The organism is Xanthomonas sp. DAR 34887 (assembly GCF_041245805.1).
GTDB lineage: Bacteria > Pseudomonadota > Gammaproteobacteria > Xanthomonadales > Xanthomonadaceae > Xanthomonas_A > Xanthomonas_A tesorieronis.
Genome location: NZ_CP162490.1, coordinates 4473064 through 4489648 on the forward strand (window position 1 = coordinate 4473064; position 16585 = coordinate 4489648).

Genomic DNA, 16585 nt, shown 5'->3' on the forward strand with positions numbered 1-16585 from the left:
GGCTTCAGCCGCGACAGGAGCTTGCCGAAGGTGCATGTCGCCGCTGAAGCCGCTCCTACAACGCTGCCGCGCACTGCAAATCTCCGGGTCGACGCTGTACCAGACAGAAGCACACCGGCTTTACCGAATCCCCAATCCCCAATCCCGGCTCCTCACCCAAACACCCGCCCCAGATCGGCCGCGTCCAGCGCGCGCCACTGCCCGGCCGGCAGCGTCTGGTCCAGCGCGAAACCGCCGATGCGGCTGCGGTGCAGCGCGAGCACGTGGTTGCCGACCGCGGCGAACATGCGCCGCGCCTGGTGGTAGCGGCCTTCGTACAGGGTGATGCGCGCCTGGCGCGGGCCCAGTACTTCCAACTGCACCGGCAGCAGCGGCGTGGTCTCGCCGTCCAGCAGCAGCGTGCCGCTGGCGAACTGCGCCGCTTCGTCGCCGCGCAGGTCCTCGGCCAGGGTCGCTTCGTAGACCTTGGCCAGCTGCGATTTCGGCGAGACGATGCGATGCAGCAGCGCGCCGTCGTCGGTCATCAGCAGCAGGCCGCTGGTGTCGCGATCCAGCCGCCCGACCGTGGACAGCAACGGCGAGCGCAAACGGAAGCGCGGCGGCAACAGGTCGTAGACGATGCGGCCCGGATCCTTGGTCGAACAGGTGTAGCCGACCGGCTTGTGCAACGCCAGGATCAGCCCCGGCGGCGGGTCCAGCGCCTCGCCATCGACCCGGATCGCGGCATGCTCGACCTGGTCGTCGGCGTACAGCACCTCGCCGTCGGGGTCGGTGATGCGGCCTTCGCGAAACATCAGGCTGACCTGCTTGCGGCTGCCGTAGCCCAGGTTGGCCAGGTGCTTGACCAGCTTCATCGGCGCACCGTGGCGCGGGCGCGCACCGCCTGGATCAGCTTGAACCCGTCGCGGGTGGCGGTCACGCTGGTCTCGCCGAAGCTGGCGTCGAGCACCGCCTCGTAGGGCAGGTGCCGGTTGGCGACCAAGTACAACCTTCCGCCGGGCTTGAGCGCCTGCGCGGCCACGGCGATGAAGCGGCGGCCGATGTCCGGGCGCTCCATCCGCCCCGGCGCGTGGAACGGCGGATTGGTGACGATGAAGTCGTATTGCGCCGGCAGCCCGGCGGTCACGTCGTGCCAGTGGAAGCCGGTCTCCACCGAGGCCGGCGCCTGCACCAGGTTCGCCCGCGCCAGCGCCAGCGCGCGCGCATCGGCTTCGAACAGATCCAGTGCGGCGATCTTCGGGCAACGTGCGAGCAATTCCGCCGACAGGTAACCATAACCGGCGCCAAGGTCGGCACCGCGGCCAGCCAGATCGGGCGGCAGGTGCTCGGCCAGCAGCGCCGAGGCCGGATCGATGCGGTCCCAGGCGAACACGCCAGGCCGGCTGCGGAAACGCCCGTCCAGGATCGGCCGCGCGGCGTCGAGCCTGGCCCAGCGCTCTTGCAGCGCGGCGTCGTGGCCGCCGTGCAGCGGCGCGGTCCAGTACACGCGGCAGTGGTGCTTGGTCAGCTTGCCGCCAAGGCCGGCCAGCTGCTGCAGGTCGTCCTCGCCGGAGCGGGCGCCTTCGTTGTTGGACTGGCAGGCGATCACGACGCCGCCCGGCGCAGCCAGCGCCACGGCACGCGCCAGCAGCGCCCGCGCCTCGTCGCGCTGGCGCGGCGGCAGCACCAGCACCAGCGCGTAGCCGCCGGCGTCGTCGTGCTCGTCGGCATCCTCGGCGCGAACCTGCCAGCCGCCCTGCTCCAGGGCGGCGGCGAACGGGCGATAGCCCTGCTCGCAGACCAGTTGCGCCGGCTGCGCGTGCTGGCGCAACGCCCAGCCGTCGCGCGCGCGCAGGAACAGCACCTTGCCCGCCGGCCAGCGCAGCGCGCCCTGGGCGAAGGGCAGGAACAGGGTGTCGAGGGGAGCGTCTTGCAGAGCCGGCATCGGGATCGGAATCGGTCGGGGAACGCGCATTCTACCGGCAGTCCGGCGCCGGCCCGGTTTTGCGCCAAGTGAACGCATCATTGATGCAATAGCAACATCGCCGCGCCTAGGCTGCAGGTCAACCCGGACGGATGGAGTGGCATATGCGCGCAGTGTTCATCGGTGGCGTCGTCGACAACAGCGAAGTGGATCTGGAAGGCAGCCAACCGCCACTGCACTACCCGGAAAACACCGGCACCGGACGCCCGCGCTACCGCCTGCACCAGCGCGGCGAGCGCGACGATGGCAGCGTGGTGTATGCCGTCTATGCAGCACCGGAACTCGGCGATACCGAGGTGGAACGCGTGTTCAACGAGCGCGGCTATGCGCGCCGCTTCGGCGTGGAGCCGGCGCCGGTGGAGCATTGAGCGGAGGCACGGAGCTTCGGATCGGTTACCGCGGCGCTCCATCTGAGTTTGCACTTTCGATCCAGCTAAAAAATACCCAAGGAGCGGCGTCAGGGCTCCTTTGATATCTGCGTCCAGAAGTTGCATGCTGCGCGTGGCGGCGGCAGCGATGGTGTTTCGTTTTCCTGTCGCGGCTGAAGCCGCTCCTACACAATATGCGCCATGCGCTGTAGGAGCGGCTTCAGCCGCGACATGGGAACGAAGCGGCCATGGTGCTAATGCATCCATGGGAAACGCGGCCGCCACGCCACCGAGTCCTCTCGCCAATGCGCCTTATCCACTTCAGTCCATATTGAACGCCTCGGTGCTGGAACCCGCGGACCCGGCGCATCGGCCACTCGCTAGTGCATCGACACGCCTTGTAGGTGGCTAGAAATGCTCTTTAGTCGCGACGGGCGTTGTCGATAGAGCCGTCGCGACCGAAGTCGCTCCCACATGAACCTTCCGATCAGGCGGCGCTCGATTACGGCCCGGCCTTGGGCGTCACCCGCCAGATGACATTGCCGACATCGTCGGCCACCAGCAACGCACCGGGCTTGTCCACCGCCACGCCGACCGGGCGGCCCTGCGCCTTGCCGTCGGAATCGAGGAAGCCGGTCAGCACGTCCTGCGCCTTGCCGCTGGGCTTGCCGTTGGCGAAGGGCACATAGATCACCTTGTAGCCGGACGGCGGATCGCGGTTCCAGGAGCCGTGCTGGCCGATGAAGGCGCCACCGCGATAGGTCTGCGGCAGCAGCGCGCCTTCGTAGAAGGTCAGGCCCAGCGAGGCGGTGTGCGCGCCCAGCGCGTAGTCGGGCTTGATCGCGCTGGCCACCATCTCCGCGTTCTGCGGCTGCACGCGTTCGTCCACGTGCTGGCCGTAGTAGCTGTACGGCCAGCCGTAGAAGCCGCCTTCGCGCACCGACGTCAGGTAATCGGGCACCAGATCGCTGCCGATCTCGTCGCGCTCGTTGACCACCACCCACAGCGTGTCGCCGCCGGGTTGCCAGGCCAGGCCCACCGGGTTGCGCAGGCCGCTGGCGAACACCCGGGTGGCGCCGCTGTGCGCGTCCACTTCCAGGATCGCGGCGCGATTGAGCTCGGCGTCCATGCCGTTTTCGGCGACATTGCTGTTGGAGCCCACGCCGACATACAGCTTGTTGCCGTCGCGGCTGGCCAACAGGCTCTTGGTCCAGTGATGGTTGATGCCGCCGGGCAGGTTGGCGACGAAGCTCGGCGCAGCGTTGATCTGGGTATCGCCGTCCTTGTACGGAAAGCTGACCAGCGCGTCGGCATTGGCGACGTAAAGGCGGTCGCCGACCAGAGCCATGCCGAACGGTGAATACAGACCCTTGAGGAACTGCGTGCGCACTTCGGCGACGCCGTCGCCATCGGCATCACGCAGCAGGGTGATGCGGTTGGCGCTGGGCACGGTGGCACCGGCCTTGGCCATCATCGCGCCCTGGATCTTGTCGCGCAGGCCGCTGCTTTCCTTTTCCGGCGCCGGCGGCTCAGCGGTCTCGGCGACCAGCACGTCACCGTTGGGCAGCACGTACAGCCAGCGCGGATGGTCGAGGTCGCGGGCGAAGGCCTGCACCGCCAGACCGGCGGCCGGCACCGGCGCGGCGCCGTCGGCCCAGCGCTTGACCTCGGCGACCTTGACCGTGGGGATCATGCGCTTGACCGGATCGGGCAGCACCGGATCGGGTCCCGTTCCCTCCTCGATGGAATGCTTGGCGGTATCGCCACAAGCGCTCAACGCGGCAGCGGACAGGAGACACAATGCCCAACGGGCCGGGGACGAGGGTAGGCGCATCGCGGCTCAACTCTCCAGGGTGGCGACAGGACCACCGATGATGCACAGCACGCGCTCGGTAAAAGTGAAATAGATGTCAAACGGTGCACCCTGTGCGCGTTCCACGCTCAGGAGGTCGGCGTCAACGGCTCGACCGCGCGGATCCGGTCCAGCCACACGTAGTGCTGCTGCTCGGGATGCAGCAGATCGTCCAGCCGCACCACGCCATTGATGCCTTCGCGCTCCTCGCGATCGCGGAAGGTCTGCAGGGTCGGGCGGATCGAGACCGTGCCGCTGACCTGGCTGCCGTCGTCCAGGCGCAACAGCACCTGCGCCTGGTCGGGCAACTTCGGCAGCCATGCCTGCAATGCGGCGATCGCTTCGGGGTCGGTATGCACCGCGTCGGCGTACTTGGTCATGCGCGTCTCCAGCGAGGGAAAACCGGCACGCTAGCGGCCATCGCGTGAATGCGCGGGGAAAACCGCGGCTATTCCTGCCGCGCGAAACGGACCGCGGACACCAGCTGCGCCACGCTGTACGGCTTGGCCAGATGCTCCTGGAAACCGGATTGCAAGGCACGCTGGCGATCATCGGCGCGCGCCAGCGCGGTCACCGCCACCGCCGGCAACTCGGCCGCCTGCAGGCCCATGTTCTCGCGAATCGTGCGGATCAGGCCGTAGCCATCCATGCCGGGCATGCCGATATCGGTGACCATCACGTCGATGCGGGTGTGGCCGCCATCGTCGAGCACCGCCAACGCCTCGCTGGCGGAACCGGCCGCGACCACCTCGGCGCCCTGCTCCTCGAGCAGCCGCCGCAGGTATTCGAGCATGTCAGGCTGGTCTTCCACCGCCAGCAGGCGCATGCCCTTCAGTGCATACGCTTCCACCACCTGCTCGGCCATCGCGAACGCGCGCACCTCGCGCAACGGCCGCTTGCCCGGCGTGGCGCGGTGCAGCGGCAGGCGCACGGTGAACACCGACCCGCAGCCGCGGCCCTCGCTGGCCGCGCTGACCTGGCCGCCATGCATTTCCACCAGCTGCTGCACGATCGCCAGGCCCAGGCCGAGGCCGCCGTGCAGGCGCGTGGTGGTGCCGTCGGCCTGGCGGAAACGGCCGAACAGGTGCGGCAGGAAGTCCGGCGGAATGCCGTCGCCGGAATCGCGCACCGCCACCGTCACGTGCTCGCCGTCGGCATCGAGGTCGATCGCCAGTTCGATACGCCCGTGCGCCGGGGTGAACTTGATCGCATTCGACAACAGGTTCCAGAACACCTGCTGCAGGCGCGTGGCATCGCCCAGCACCAGGCACGGCTGCGCCGGCTCGCGCAGGCTGAGCGCCTGGTCCTTGCCTTCGGCCACCGGCTCCTGCGCACGCAGCGCCTCGCGCACCTGTTCGGCCAGGTCCAGCGTCTCGATTTCCAGCTGCACCTTGCCCAGCAGCATGCTGCTCAGGTCGAGCATGTCCGAGATCAGCCGCTGCTGCGCACGCGCGCTGCTGGCGATCACCGACAGGCCCTTGCTGCTTGGATCGCCCGGCGGCAAGCGCTGCAGCAGCAGGTCGCTCCAGCCCAGGATGGTGGTCAACGGAGTGCGCAGCTCGTGCGACAGCGTGGCCAGGAACTCGTCCTTCAGCCGCGCCATGCTCTCGGCGGCATTGCGCGCGCTGCGCTCCGATTCCAGCAACTGCTCGCGGGCCAGTTCGATGTCGCGGCGCTCGGTGACGTCCGGACTGCTGCCGGCCAGGCCGATGAACGTGCCCTCGGCCGAATAGCGCGGCACCGCGGTCATCTCCACCCAGCGCCATTCGCCGTCGTGGCGGCGCGCGCGCACCAGCGCGCGCAGGTTGCGTTGTTCTTCCAGCGCGTTGCGCAGTTCGAAGGCGAACACGCCCGCGTCCTGCGGATGCAGCACATCGCCCCAGCCCGGGCGCGCCTCGTCGGCCTGCAGGTCGATGCCGAAGAATTCGGCGTAGGCGGTATTGGTGAAACGCAGCTGGCCGCTGGCGTCCAGGACCCAGACCGGCATCGGCAGGCCCTCGGCGAGCGCGCTGAAGCGCGCCTCGCTCTCGGCCAGGTCGCGCTCCACGCGCTTGCGCTCGGTGATATCGAGGAACTGCACCGCGACCAGGTGCCGCTCCGGCGTGCCGACCCGGAATGCGTCCACCGCCCACCAGCGGCCCAGCGCGGACGCGTAGTTCTCGAACTTGGCCGAGCGCCCGCTCAGCGCGATGTCGCCATACACGCGGAACCAGTGTTCCTCGTGGGTCGGCGACAGGTCACGCATGCGCCGGCCGATCACGTCGCGCATGCCGGTCTCGCGCTCGAACGCCGGATTCACCTCCAAGAAGACGTAATCGACCGGGCGTTGGGCCTCGTCGAACAGCACCTGCACCACGCAGAAGCCCGAGTCGATCTTGTCGAAGATCTCGCGGTAGTGCAGGTCCGACGCCTGCGTGCGCGACGTGGAGGAAGATTCGATGCTGCTGACATGCATGAGGGAATGTGCTCTGGAAACGGCCGGCGGTAGCAGAGGCGGCGACGCACCCCGCGCCTGCGGCCCGATGACGATGGCTCAGGACCGGAAAAGGCTCAGACCGGAACGGCGCGACTGACCCTGCATCTTGTTAAGCCGCTCCGCCGCCGTCAAGCCGGCCAGGCTGGCCGGCCAAGCAGGGAGACAGGATCACCAGAGAAAAGCGACGACGAGCACGATCCCCAACGACGACAGCGCGATACCGGCGATGACGCCCCATTGGGTCAGACGCGCGCTGCGCAGCGCCTGCTCGTCCAGCCAGCGTTCGGCCTCCTGCCGCCACGACGGCGGAGGCGACTGGTCCAGCATCTGCTGCACGCGCGCCACCCCCAGTTCGCGGCATTGCTGCCGGCACTGTTCGGGCGCGGTGACGTCGTCGGGCGAGATGGCGTAGGACATGCGCGGTCTCCTGTTCTCTAGCCCAGCGTGAAACGCGGGCTGTCGCTGGCCAGTTCGTGCTCCACCGCCATCCGCGCCAGGCGCGTGTAGTTGGCGCGCGGGCCGGCGCCGCGGCCGACGATCAGGCCCAGATACTCCAGGCCGGTCCAGACCCGCGCCTTCCACTCGACCCCGCTCTCGGCCAGGACCAGGGTGAGCGAGTAGCGGAACGCTTGCCCCTGCGGACTGCGGTAGGCGTAGATCGGCGGGAACTGTACAGCCACGTCCTGCTGCTCGCCCAGCGAGGCCAGGTAGCGGCGCAGTTCCTGGCGCACGTCTTCGCCCGGATGCAGGCGCAGGTGGCGCGCGGCCGCATCCAGGTCCGCCTGCTGATCGACGAAGCTGGCCGCGCCGCTCGCCGGGCTGTGCCCGTGCCGCTTGGCCCAGTCGATGAACTGCAGGCGGACATCCGACGCTGCGTGGGCCTGGTGGAACAGCGGCATCTTCATGCGATCGATCCCCGAATCGTGGTCATGTGCGAATGTGCCCATGGTCGCGCGGGCGGCGTGAAGCACGCGGCGACGCAGCGTGAACCGCATGTCACATGCCGCGACCCATGAACCGGCGAAGAACGATGATCGCCAGCGGCCGCGGTACGATTGCGGCGGCGCCCGCGCAGGCACACACTGGCGGGGCCGTTTCCGTGGAGATCCGCGATGAAGATCCGATATGCCTGGACGGCGCTGGCCCTGGCCTGCCTGGTGGCCGGCGGCGCCTCCGCCGAAGTCCGCACTGTCACCGATCCGCAGGCCCCGCGCAGCACCGAAGGCGACAGCCCGGTGCAGGTGCGCTGGACCGACCCCGCCACCTTCAGCGAACTGCGCTACAGCCGCAATCGCTGGGAAGCGCAGCGCGGCGACTGGGTGCACGACCTGGCCGACTACCTGCAGCAGCGCGCCAGCAAGCAGCTGGCGCCCGGCCAGCGAATGGACGTGGAGTTGACCGACATCAAGCGTGCCGGCGACTACGAGGGCTGGCACGGCCCGCAATGGAACGACGTGCGGGTGATGCGCGACATCTATCCGCCGCGCATCACCCTGAATTTCACCCTGTACGGCGCCGACGGACAGGTGCTGGAGCAAGGCGAGCGCAAGCTGCTCGACAGCAGCTACCTGATGAACAATTCGATCGGCCTGAATACCGATCCGTTGCGCTATGAGAAGCGGATGATCGACGACTGGCTGCGCCGCCAGTTCCGCGACAAGGCGGCGGTGGCCGAACGCTGAGCGGTGGTGTGGCTTCGGGTGGGCGTTTGTCGCGGCTGAAGCCGCTCCTACAAGAGCGAGAACGCTGCGCTGCGACGCGCTTGCCTGCGGAGGGACTCGGAGCCCGACACGATCCGGTTGCGGCGCATCCACCGCGCCGCTCGTCGCGACTGAAGTCGCTCCCACAGTCGCTTGCGGCTGACATGTCGGGGACTGCAGGAGGGCTTCGGCCCGGCGGTATCCGACCGAAGCCGAAGGTCTGTCGCTCCGCTCGTCGCGGCCGATGCCGTGCCCGCGAAGTGCAGCGCGGTACAGGACAGCCGCCGCGCTGCATGTGCCAGACAGGCGTGGGCGTGCGCCGCTCAGCCGTCCAGGTACTGCCGTGGCGCGCGCTTGAGTCCGCACAGCAGGCGGTAGGCGCTGGAGCTGCAGCGCACCGCCAGCGTATCGATGCGCGGCTGCGCGCCCCACAGCTGCACCTCGCTGCCGAGTCCGGCATGCGGGTGGTCGGTGAGGTCCACGGTCAGCATGTCCATCGACACGCGCCCGATCAGTTCCCCGGGCGCGCCGTCGATCAGCACCGGCGTGCCGTTCGGTGCGAACTGCGGATAGCCGTCGGCATAGCCGATCGCCACCACGCCGACCCGGGTCGGCCGCGGCGCGACGAAACGCGCGCCGTAGCCCACCGGCTCGCCGGTCGCCAGCTCGCGCACCGCAATGACCCGGGACTGCAAGGTCATCACCGGGCGCAGCTCGCCCGGCAGCTCGGCACCGGCGGCGAACGGGTCGGCGCCGTACAGCATCAGTCCGGGGCGGCCCCAGTCGCTGTGCAGGTGCGGCCAGCCCAGCAGGCCCGGCGAGTTGCACAGGCTGGTCTCCCCGGCAAGGCCGGCGGTGGCCTGGCGGAACACCTCGGCCTGCTCCAGGGTGCGCGCGCTGTCCAGTTCGTCGGCGCGCGCGAAATGGCTCATCAGCACCAGCCGTTCGACCTGCGGCAGCGCGCTCAGCCGCGCGTGCGCGGCACGGAATGCGTCCGGCGCCAGGCCCAGCCGGTGCATGCCGCTGTCCAACTTCAGCCACAGGCACAACGGCTGCGGCGCGGCGTAGGCGGCGATCGCCTCCACCTGCCACGGCGAGGCCACCGCGCACCACAGCCGGTGCTCGGCGATCAGCGGCAGTTCGTCGGCGTCGAAGAACCCTTCCAGCAGCAGGATCGGCGCGGCGATGCCGGCCTGGCGCAGCTCCAGCGCCTCCTCGATGCAGGCCACCGCGAAGCCGTCGGCCTCCGCTTCCAGCGCGCGCACGCAGGCCACCGCGCCGTGCCCATAGGCATCGGCCTTGACCACCGCCAGCGCCTTGCCGCCGCCCAGTCGCCGGGCCAGGCGGTAGTTGTGGCGCAGCGCCTGCAGATCGATCAATGCACGGGCTGGACGCACGAACTTGCCTCTGCCACGGGCGCCGAGGCGCCGCGCGAATAACGGAAGATGTCCAGGCCCTCGCCGCTGATCTGCGGCTGGCGCTGGGCGATCAGGTCGGCCAGGTAGCGACCGGAGCCGCAGGCCATGGTCCAGCCGAGGGTGCCGTGGCCGGTGTTGAGGAACAGGTTGCGGTAGCCGGTGGCGCCGACCACCGGGGTGCCGTCGGGCGTGGCCGGGCGCAGCCCGGTCCAGAATTCGGCGCGGGCCAGATCGCCGCCGCGCGGGTACAGGTCGTTCACTACGTTTTCCAGGGTGGCGCGCCGCCGCGCCGGCAGCGACAGGTCGAAGCCGGCCAGTTCGGCCATGCCGCCGACGCGGATGCGCTGGTCGAAGCGGGTGATCGCGACTTTGTAGGTTTCGTCGAGGATCGTGGACATCGGGGCCAGCGCCGCGTCGCGGATCGGCAACGTCAGCGAATAGCCCTTCAACGGATACACCGGCAGGCGGATGCCCAGCGGCGCGAGCAGCTGCGGAGAATAACTGCCCAGCGCGACTACGTAGCGATCGGCGCGCTCCAGGCGGCCACCGATGCGCACGCCGTCGAGGCGGTCGCCATCGGCGAGCAGGCCATCGATGGTTTCGCCGTAGCGGAACTGCACGCCGGCCGCGGCGGCCAGCGCGGCCAGGCGCTGGGTGAACAGGCGGCAGTCGCCGGTCTGGTCGTTGGGCAGGCGCAGCGCGCCGACCAGGTTGGCCGGGGCGCTGGCCAGCGCCGGCTCGATGCGGGCGATGCCGGCGCGGTCGAGCAATTCGTAGGGCACGCCGTACTCGCGCAGCACCTCGATGTCTTTGGCCGCGCCGTCCAGTTGCGCCTGGGTGCGGAACAGTTGGGTGGTGCCGAGCTGACGGCCTTCGTATTCGATGCCGGTGTCGGCGCGCAGCTGGTCCAGGCAGTCGCGGCTGTATTCGGACAGCCGCACCATGCGCGCCTTGTTGATCGCATAGCGCTCGGCGGTGCAATTGCGCAGCATCTGCGCCAGCCACAGATACTGGTGGATGTCGCCAGTGGGGGTGATGGCCAGCGGCGCATGGCGCTGGAACAGCCATTTCAGTGCCTTCAGCGGCACCCCGGGCGCGGCCCACGGCGAGGCGTAGCCGGGCGACACCTGGCCGGCATTGGCATAGCTGGTCTCCAGCGCGGCCGCAGGCTGGCGATCGACCACCGTCACCTCGCAGCCGCTGCGCGCCAGATACCACGCCGTGGCCGTGCCGATCACACCGCTGCCGAGAACCAGAACCCGCATGCGCTTACCTCTGTCGGATCAAATCCCTGGCTGAATGGCGCCATGGATGGGTTTAGAGGCAGTATATGAAGCACAAGCCAGGATTTTTAACTGATTTTCCCATACCTAGCAGGGCAATCCCCTGCCCCGACCCACCGAGACCCGCGCCATGACCGCACGCGCCCGTGAACTGGACAAGATCGACCGCAAGATCCTGCGCATCCTGCAGCAGGAAGGGCGTATTTCCTTCACCGAACTGGGCGAGCGGGTCGGCCTGTCGACCACGCCGTGCACCGAACGGGTACGCCGGCTGGAACGCGACGGCGCCATCACCGGCTACTACGCGCGGTTGGACCCGCATTTCCTCAAGGCCAGCCTGCTGGTGTTCGTGGAGATCAGCCTGGCCTACAAGTCCGGCGACATCTTCGAGGAATTCCGCCGCGCGGCGTTGAAGCTGCCCAATGTGCTGGAGTGCCATCTGGTCTCCGGCGACTTCGATTACCTGCTCAAGGCGCGGATCAGCGAAATGGCCTCGTACCGCAAGCTGCTCGGCAGCACCTTGCTGACCCTGCCACACGTGCGCGAGTCCAAGAGCTACATCGTGATGGAAGAGGTGAAGGAGACGCTGAGCCTGCCGATCGCCGACTGAGCGCGAGCCCCTCTCCCACCGGGAGGGGGTTGGGGTGAGGGTGCGGCGCGAGAGCGTCTCGCGGAGTTTGGGTGCGCGAGGCTGCGCCCGTACCCTCATCCGCCCCTTCGGGGCACCTTCTCCCAATGGGAGAAACTGCAGCTAGCCCCTCTCCCGCCGGGAGAGGGGTTGGGGTGAGGATCCGGCGCGAAAGCGTCTCGCGGAGTTTGGGTGCGCGAGGCTGCTCCCATACCCTCATCCGTCTGCGGAGCACCCTACCCGAAAAGGGCCATGGCCCCGACGGGAGAAGAAAGCCTGTCGAAGGGAGAAGCAAGTGGGCGCCATGCACAACGCCCACCGCACCGGCCTGCGCGACAAACGCGCTTACGCCAGCAGCTTTTCCAGCTCGTCGCGCGACGTGTGCGCGTGGTTCTTGGCGAGTTCTGATACCACCCGCTTCTGGACTTCCTTGTGCAGCAGCGGCCGCAGCTGGCCCAGGGTCTGCGGATCGGCGACCAGCACCAGGTGCTCGAAGTCGCTGCGCAGCGCGTCCTGATACAGGCGCTCGGCCAGCTGGCGGACGAAGCCGGCCTCGTCCATGGTCATCGGCCGGTCGCCGTCTTCGACGCCCTCGATCGGGGTCGGCGTCAGCACTTCGGTCTGCTCCAGCAGCGAGGTCTCGCCGGCCAGATTGGTGCGGAACAGGCGCGCGCTGACGCGATCGGCGACGACCACCAGGGTGTTGTCGGGAAGCTTGCTCATCGGTTCTCCTAGCGAAGGTACGGCGCAGGCACGGGAACGCCTGCGTCGCAGCAGTCTAGGAAGCGGTTCGTGAGGATCGCGACGACGGACCGTTGTCGCGCTTTCACGCTACGGCCATGGCAGCCGCCGAGCGGCGCCTATTCGTTGATGCGCTGGCCGTCGCCGCTGGGTACGGTGCTGTAGTAGCGGCCGCTGCGCGTGTCCAGCACACGGTTGGGGCCGACCTGGACCGCGCCGGGAATGACGCGACCACTGCGGTCGTACAGCTTGACCGGGCGGCGGTCGACCGCGGCGTTGACGCCGTTGGCGGCTGCCGGCTTGGCCTTGGCGGGCTTGTGCGCGGGCGACGACGCGGCATCCGGGCGGTCGTCCAGGCTGGAACGCACCGGCGCGGCTTTGGGCACCGGTGCCGACTCCAGCGCGGTCGATTGGCGGGTGGCGGTCGGCGACGACGGGGCTGGATTCAGGCTCTGCGCCGTCGCCAGCGCCGGCGCTAGCAGCGCGATCGCCGCCATGCGAACGAGGGAAGGATGCACAACCGCTCCGTAGCGCCAGGATGGGAAAGCCGACGCTAGCGCAACCGCGGCGCCACGTCGATGCCCGCCGCCGCGGCTTGATCGCTGCGGCGGCGCCCTCATCTTGTGCGCATCCCTCCGCACCACAGGCCCCCGCCATGAGCCGATTCGACCTCACGCCTCCCACGTCCGCCGAACGCGAGCGCCTGATCGCCGGACTCGACGCCGAGGAGCGGCGGGTGTTGCTGCAGCACGGCACCGAAGCGCCGTTCTGCGGCGTATTCCTGGACAACAAACTGGAGGGCGTCTACAGCTGCCGGCTGTGCGGGCTGCCACTGTTCCGCTCCAGCGCCAAGTTCGATTCGGGCACCGGCTGGCCAAGCTTCTTCGCGCCCTACCATCCGGCCCACGTGCGCGAGATCCGCGATACCAGCCACGGCATGATCCGCACCGAAATCGTCTGCGCCCGCTGCGACAGCCATCTCGGCCATGTGTTCCCGGACGGCCCGCCGCCGAGCGGCGAGCGGCATTGCCTGAACTCGGTGTCGCTGCAGTTCACCGAACAGGGCCAGGCGCTGCCGAACCCGCTGCAGCGCGGCGGCGGCGACGCCGAACCAGCCTGATCGACGCCGCGACACACAGGAGACCCACGCATCTCCTGGGTTGTTTGCCGCTACTGCCGCGCAGCGCATGCAGGCCGGCATCCCGCGGCGTGCGCGGACCCGCACGCCACTGCGCTGCGCCCACGACGCTGCGGCGATAGCGATGCAAGCTGCGTGCGTTGCGACGCGCCAACCTGCGGCGCTGCGGCTGCACGGCCGTAGCCCGCGCATGCATCGGGCCGATGCGGCCCGCGCTGCGTGACACGCCGAAGCCGGGCGCAACCGTGGCGAAACCCTTGCGTGAAACCGCCACGCTTAACCCGTTAGGACAACGCGATACGCTCAGGGAAGCACACACCGGCCGCGCGACCGGCTGAAATCAGGCCTCCAGACGCCGGCGTACGTCACCGCAGCGCCGGCACACCTAGCGTCTTCACATGTGTCTTCACGCAGGCGCGGCCAGGCCGCCACCTTCAGAAAGCCGCCGCCGGGCCGAAATGGAGGTATCCCCGTTCCGGCTCGCAGGCTGCTTCCGCCATGCTCATCATCGTTGGCTTTCTTGTCGTCATCATCAGCGTGGTCGGCGGCTTCGTCCTCTCAAAGGGCAAGCTCGGCGCGCTATGGCAGCCTTATGAGTTGATGATCATCGGCGGCGCGGCGCTGGGCGCGTTCCTGGTCAGCACCCCGGGCAAGATCGTCAAGGCGACCCTCGCCGACGTCGCCGGCGTGTTCAAGGGCCCGAAGTACAAGGCCGACGACTACCGCGCCACCCTGACCCTGATCTACGAACTGCTGAACAAGGCACGGCGCGACGGCTTCATGGCGCTGGAAGACCACGTGGAGAAACCGTCCGACAGCGCGATCTTCAGCAACTACCCGAAGGTGCTGGCCGACCATCACCTGCTCGACTTCATCACCGACTGCCTGCGCCTGATGATCGGCAGCAACATCGAGCCGCACGAGCTGGAGCCGCTGCTGGAACTGGAGCTGGAGAAGCACCATCACGAGGCGATGGCGCCGGCGCATGCGTTGAGCAAGGTCTCCGATGGTCTGCCCGGCTTCGGCATCGTCGCCGCGGTGCTGGGCATCGTCATCACCATGGGCTCGATCGGCGGCCCGATCGAAGAGATCGGCCATCACGTCGGCGCCGCGCTGGTCGGCACCTTCCTCGGCATCCTGCTGGCCTATGGGTTCGTCGCGCCGCTGGCGGCGGCGATGGAAGCGCGCGCCGAACAGGACAGCCGCATCTTCGAGTCGGTGAAGACCGCACTGCTGGCCTGCCTGCGCGGCTACAACCCGAAGATCGCGCTGGAGTTCGCGCGCAAGACCCTGCCGAGCAACGTGCGGCCGAGCTTCTCGGACTTCGAGACGCACCTGAAGACGATCAAGTAGCGCTGCCGCCATGCCCGAAGCCAAAGCTACCGTCGTCATCCGCCGGGTCAAGAAAGTCCAGGGCGGCGGCCATCATGGCGGCGCCTGGAAGGTGGCGTTCGCCGACTTCGTGACCGCGATGATGGCGTTCTTCCTGGTGCTGTGGCTGGTCGCGGCCACCACCAAGGAACAGCGCATGGCGATCTCCGAATACTTCCGCAATCCCAGCCCGCTGGAGGGCAAGAGTCCTGCGCCGAGCCCAGGCATGGCCGGACCCGGCGGCGCCAGCACCTCGATGATCAAGCTCGGCGGCAGCGCGGACATCCAGCGCGGCAACAACAAGGATCCGTTCGGCAGCAAGAGCCTGGCGGGCGACACGGAAAGCAAGACGGCGCAACGCGAGAAGGAAAAGCAGCGCCTGGAAACGCTGATGCAGGACCTGAAGGAAGCGATCGACAAGAGCCAGGCACTGGAACCGTTCAAGGACCAGCTGTTGCTGGACCTGACGCCGGACGGCCTGCGCATCCAGATCGTGGACAAGGAGAACCGGCCGATGTTCGACATCGGCAGCGCGGTGCTCAAGCCCTACACCCGCGACATCCTGCACGAGCTGTCCGGCTTCATCAACGAAGTGCCCAACCACATCAGCATCACCGGCCACACCGACGTCACCCAGTACAGCGGCAAGAACGGCTACAGCAACTGGGAGCTGAGCGCGGACCGCGCCAATGCGGCGCGGCGCGAGTTGGTCGCCGGCGGCATGGGCGATGACAAGGTGTCGCGCGTGGTCGGCCTGTCGTCCTCGGTCCTGTTCGACAAGCAGAATCCGGATAACCCGATCAACCGCCGCATCAGCATCGTGGTGATGACCAAGGACGCCGAGGATGCGGCGCTGGCCGGCAGCGATCACGCCGTGGCGCTGGGCCAGCGTCAGAGCGATGCCGACACCAAGGTGCCGGACCTGAGCGCTGGCGCCGCCGCTGCCTCGGCGCCGGTCGGGGGGACGACTGCGGCGACGACTGCGACTCCGCCAGCGAATGCCGCTGCGCCGGCGGCAAGCGTCGCCAAGCCGGCGACGGTGACGATCGCGCCGCCACGCACCACCTCGCCGGAGGTCGCGGCCGACGCCGCCCGCGAAGCGATCCGCGCGGTCAACAGCGTCACCGGCAACGCGCCCCGCAGCGGTGCCACGCCGTCGACGGCAACGGCCGCTAACAGCGAGAGTCCAGCGCAACGCTGAGGCCTTTCTTCTCGTGCTGTGCCCGAGCTGCGGGAGCTCCGGCCACGGCCGAAGTTTGATCAAGCCAGGTCGCGAGCAACTTTCGCAAGAAGCTCGCGGTTATGGCGCTGATTGCACTGCGGGTATCTCCACTGGCAGACGACCGGCGGCATCGCGGTTCCCGACTTCGTCGGTCGCAGCTGCTTCCACAGGGCTCGCGATCAACTTGCCGGGTGCACTGCAGGAGGGGTTTCAACCCCGACAGGCAACCCGGCACGTCGTGACGCCTGACTTTGTCCGTCGCGGCTGAAGCCGCTCCCACAAGGGCTCGCGGCCAACTTGCCGGGTGCGCTGCAGGCGGGTATCAACCCCGACGTACAGCCCGGCAACGGCGTGGCTTCTGACTTTGCTTGTCGCGGCTGAAGCCGCTCCTACAGGGGCTCGCGGCCACTTGCCGGCGCACTGCG

The 16585-nt window shown here is 68.6% G+C and carries 17 protein-coding genes; 6 read left to right on the forward strand and 11 right to left on the reverse strand.

What is annotated here, in order from left to right; all coding sequences use genetic code 11:
• Nucleotides 1-152 precede the first annotated feature (152 nt).
• Both AB3X08_RS19040 and AB3X08_RS19045 read right to left on the reverse strand, forming a co-directional pair.
• Nucleotides 153-854 (reverse strand): pseudouridine synthase, encoded by a 702-nt coding sequence (locus AB3X08_RS19040; protein ID WP_369934340.1) that lies wholly within the window; start codon nucleotides 852-854, stop codon nucleotides 153-155.
• Nucleotides 851-1924: a class I SAM-dependent methyltransferase gene (locus AB3X08_RS19045; protein WP_369934342.1), complete on the reverse strand. Its 1074-nt coding sequence runs from the start codon at nucleotides 1922-1924 to the stop codon at nucleotides 851-853. The genes AB3X08_RS19040 and AB3X08_RS19045 overlap by 4 nt, the downstream gene beginning before the upstream one ends.
• Nucleotides 1925-2067: 143 nt before the next feature.
• Here AB3X08_RS19045 and AB3X08_RS19050 point away from each other — a divergent pair, with 143 nt between their 5' ends.
• The gene (locus tag AB3X08_RS19050; protein ID WP_184413239.1) at nucleotides 2068-2331 is read left to right on the forward strand and encodes a hypothetical protein; all 264 of its coding nucleotides are present in this window, start codon (nucleotides 2068-2070) and stop codon (nucleotides 2329-2331) included.
• A 502-nt stretch (nucleotides 2332-2833) separates the two neighbouring features.
• Here AB3X08_RS19050 and AB3X08_RS19055 read toward each other — a convergent pair.
• The 5 genes from AB3X08_RS19055 to AB3X08_RS19075 all read right to left on the reverse strand — a co-directional run bounded on the left by AB3X08_RS19055 (nucleotide 2834) and on the right by AB3X08_RS19075 (nucleotide 7564).
• Nucleotides 2834-4165, reverse strand: coding sequence for a PQQ-dependent sugar dehydrogenase (locus AB3X08_RS19055; protein WP_369934344.1), 1332 nt, complete (start codon nucleotides 4163-4165; stop codon nucleotides 2834-2836).
• Nucleotides 4166-4272: 107 nt separating this feature from the next.
• Nucleotides 4273-4563, reverse strand: a complete 291-nt coding sequence (locus tag AB3X08_RS19060; RefSeq protein WP_369934346.1) for a DUF3247 family protein — start codon at nucleotides 4561-4563, stop codon at nucleotides 4273-4275.
• Nucleotides 4564-4631: 68 nt separating this feature from the next.
• A complete protein-coding gene (locus tag AB3X08_RS19065) occupies nucleotides 4632-6638 on the reverse strand; it encodes an ATP-binding protein (RefSeq protein ID WP_369934348.1) in 2007 nt (668 codons plus the stop codon).
• Between the two features lie 189 nt (nucleotides 6639-6827).
• Complete coding sequence (locus AB3X08_RS19070) at nucleotides 6828-7076, reverse strand: hypothetical protein (protein ID WP_184413231.1); 249 nt, start codon at nucleotides 7074-7076, stop codon at nucleotides 6828-6830.
• 17 nt (nucleotides 7077-7093) lie between these two features.
• Nucleotides 7094-7564, reverse strand: coding sequence for a hypothetical protein (locus AB3X08_RS19075; RefSeq protein WP_369934350.1), 471 nt, complete (start codon nucleotides 7562-7564; stop codon nucleotides 7094-7096).
• A 207-nt stretch (nucleotides 7565-7771) separates the two neighbouring features.
• Between AB3X08_RS19075 and AB3X08_RS19080 the strand changes: the two genes are divergently transcribed.
• Entirely contained in the window at nucleotides 7772-8341 is a 570-nt protein-coding gene (locus AB3X08_RS19080) for a DUF3016 domain-containing protein (RefSeq protein WP_369934352.1), read from the forward strand.
• A gap of 341 nt (nucleotides 8342-8682) precedes the next feature.
• Here AB3X08_RS19080 and alr read toward each other — a convergent pair whose 3' ends face one another.
• Together alr and AB3X08_RS19090 are read right to left on the reverse strand one after the other, a co-directional pair.
• Complete coding sequence (gene alr, locus AB3X08_RS19085; RefSeq protein WP_369934354.1) at nucleotides 8683-9756, reverse strand: alanine racemase; 1074 nt, start codon at nucleotides 9754-9756, stop codon at nucleotides 8683-8685.
• Nucleotides 9735-11042, reverse strand: a complete 1308-nt coding sequence (locus AB3X08_RS19090) for a D-amino acid dehydrogenase (RefSeq protein WP_369934355.1) — start codon at nucleotides 11040-11042, stop codon at nucleotides 9735-9737. Before AB3X08_RS19090 ends, alr begins: the two co-directional genes overlap by 22 nt.
• A 148-nt stretch (nucleotides 11043-11190) precedes the next feature.
• Here AB3X08_RS19090 and AB3X08_RS19095 point away from each other — a divergent pair, with 148 nt between their 5' ends.
• Nucleotides 11191-11670: an Lrp/AsnC ligand binding domain-containing protein gene (locus AB3X08_RS19095; protein ID WP_369934357.1), complete on the forward strand. Its 480-nt coding sequence runs from the start codon at nucleotides 11191-11193 to the stop codon at nucleotides 11668-11670.
• Nucleotides 11671-12033: 363 nt separating this feature from the next.
• Here the strand turns inward: AB3X08_RS19095 and AB3X08_RS19100 are convergent, their stop codons facing one another.
• Together AB3X08_RS19100 and AB3X08_RS19105 are read right to left on the reverse strand one after the other, a co-directional pair.
• Entirely contained in the window at nucleotides 12034-12411 is a 378-nt protein-coding gene (locus tag AB3X08_RS19100; RefSeq protein ID WP_184413221.1) for a host attachment protein, read from the reverse strand.
• Between the two features lie 137 nt (nucleotides 12412-12548).
• Nucleotides 12549-12947 carry a hypothetical protein gene (locus tag AB3X08_RS19105; protein WP_369934360.1) on the reverse strand — a complete coding sequence of 133 codons (399 nt, stop codon included), beginning with the start codon at nucleotides 12945-12947 and terminating at the stop codon, nucleotides 12549-12551.
• Between the two features lie 137 nt (nucleotides 12948-13084).
• Between AB3X08_RS19105 and msrB the strand changes: the two genes are divergently transcribed.
• From msrB to motB, 3 genes are all read left to right on the forward strand, one after another.
• Nucleotides 13085-13549: a peptide-methionine (R)-S-oxide reductase MsrB gene (msrB, locus tag AB3X08_RS19110; RefSeq protein WP_369934362.1), complete on the forward strand. Its 465-nt coding sequence runs from the start codon at nucleotides 13085-13087 to the stop codon at nucleotides 13547-13549.
• Between the two features lie 516 nt (nucleotides 13550-14065).
• Nucleotides 14066-14920 carry a flagellar motor stator protein MotA gene (gene motA / locus AB3X08_RS19115; RefSeq protein ID WP_369934364.1) on the forward strand — a complete coding sequence of 285 codons (855 nt, stop codon included), beginning with the start codon at nucleotides 14066-14068 and terminating at the stop codon, nucleotides 14918-14920.
• Between the two features lie 10 nt (nucleotides 14921-14930).
• A complete protein-coding gene (gene motB / locus AB3X08_RS19120) occupies nucleotides 14931-16139 on the forward strand; it encodes a flagellar motor protein MotB (RefSeq protein ID WP_369934366.1) in 1209 nt (402 codons plus the stop codon).
• Nucleotides 16140-16585: the final 446 nt, after the last annotated feature.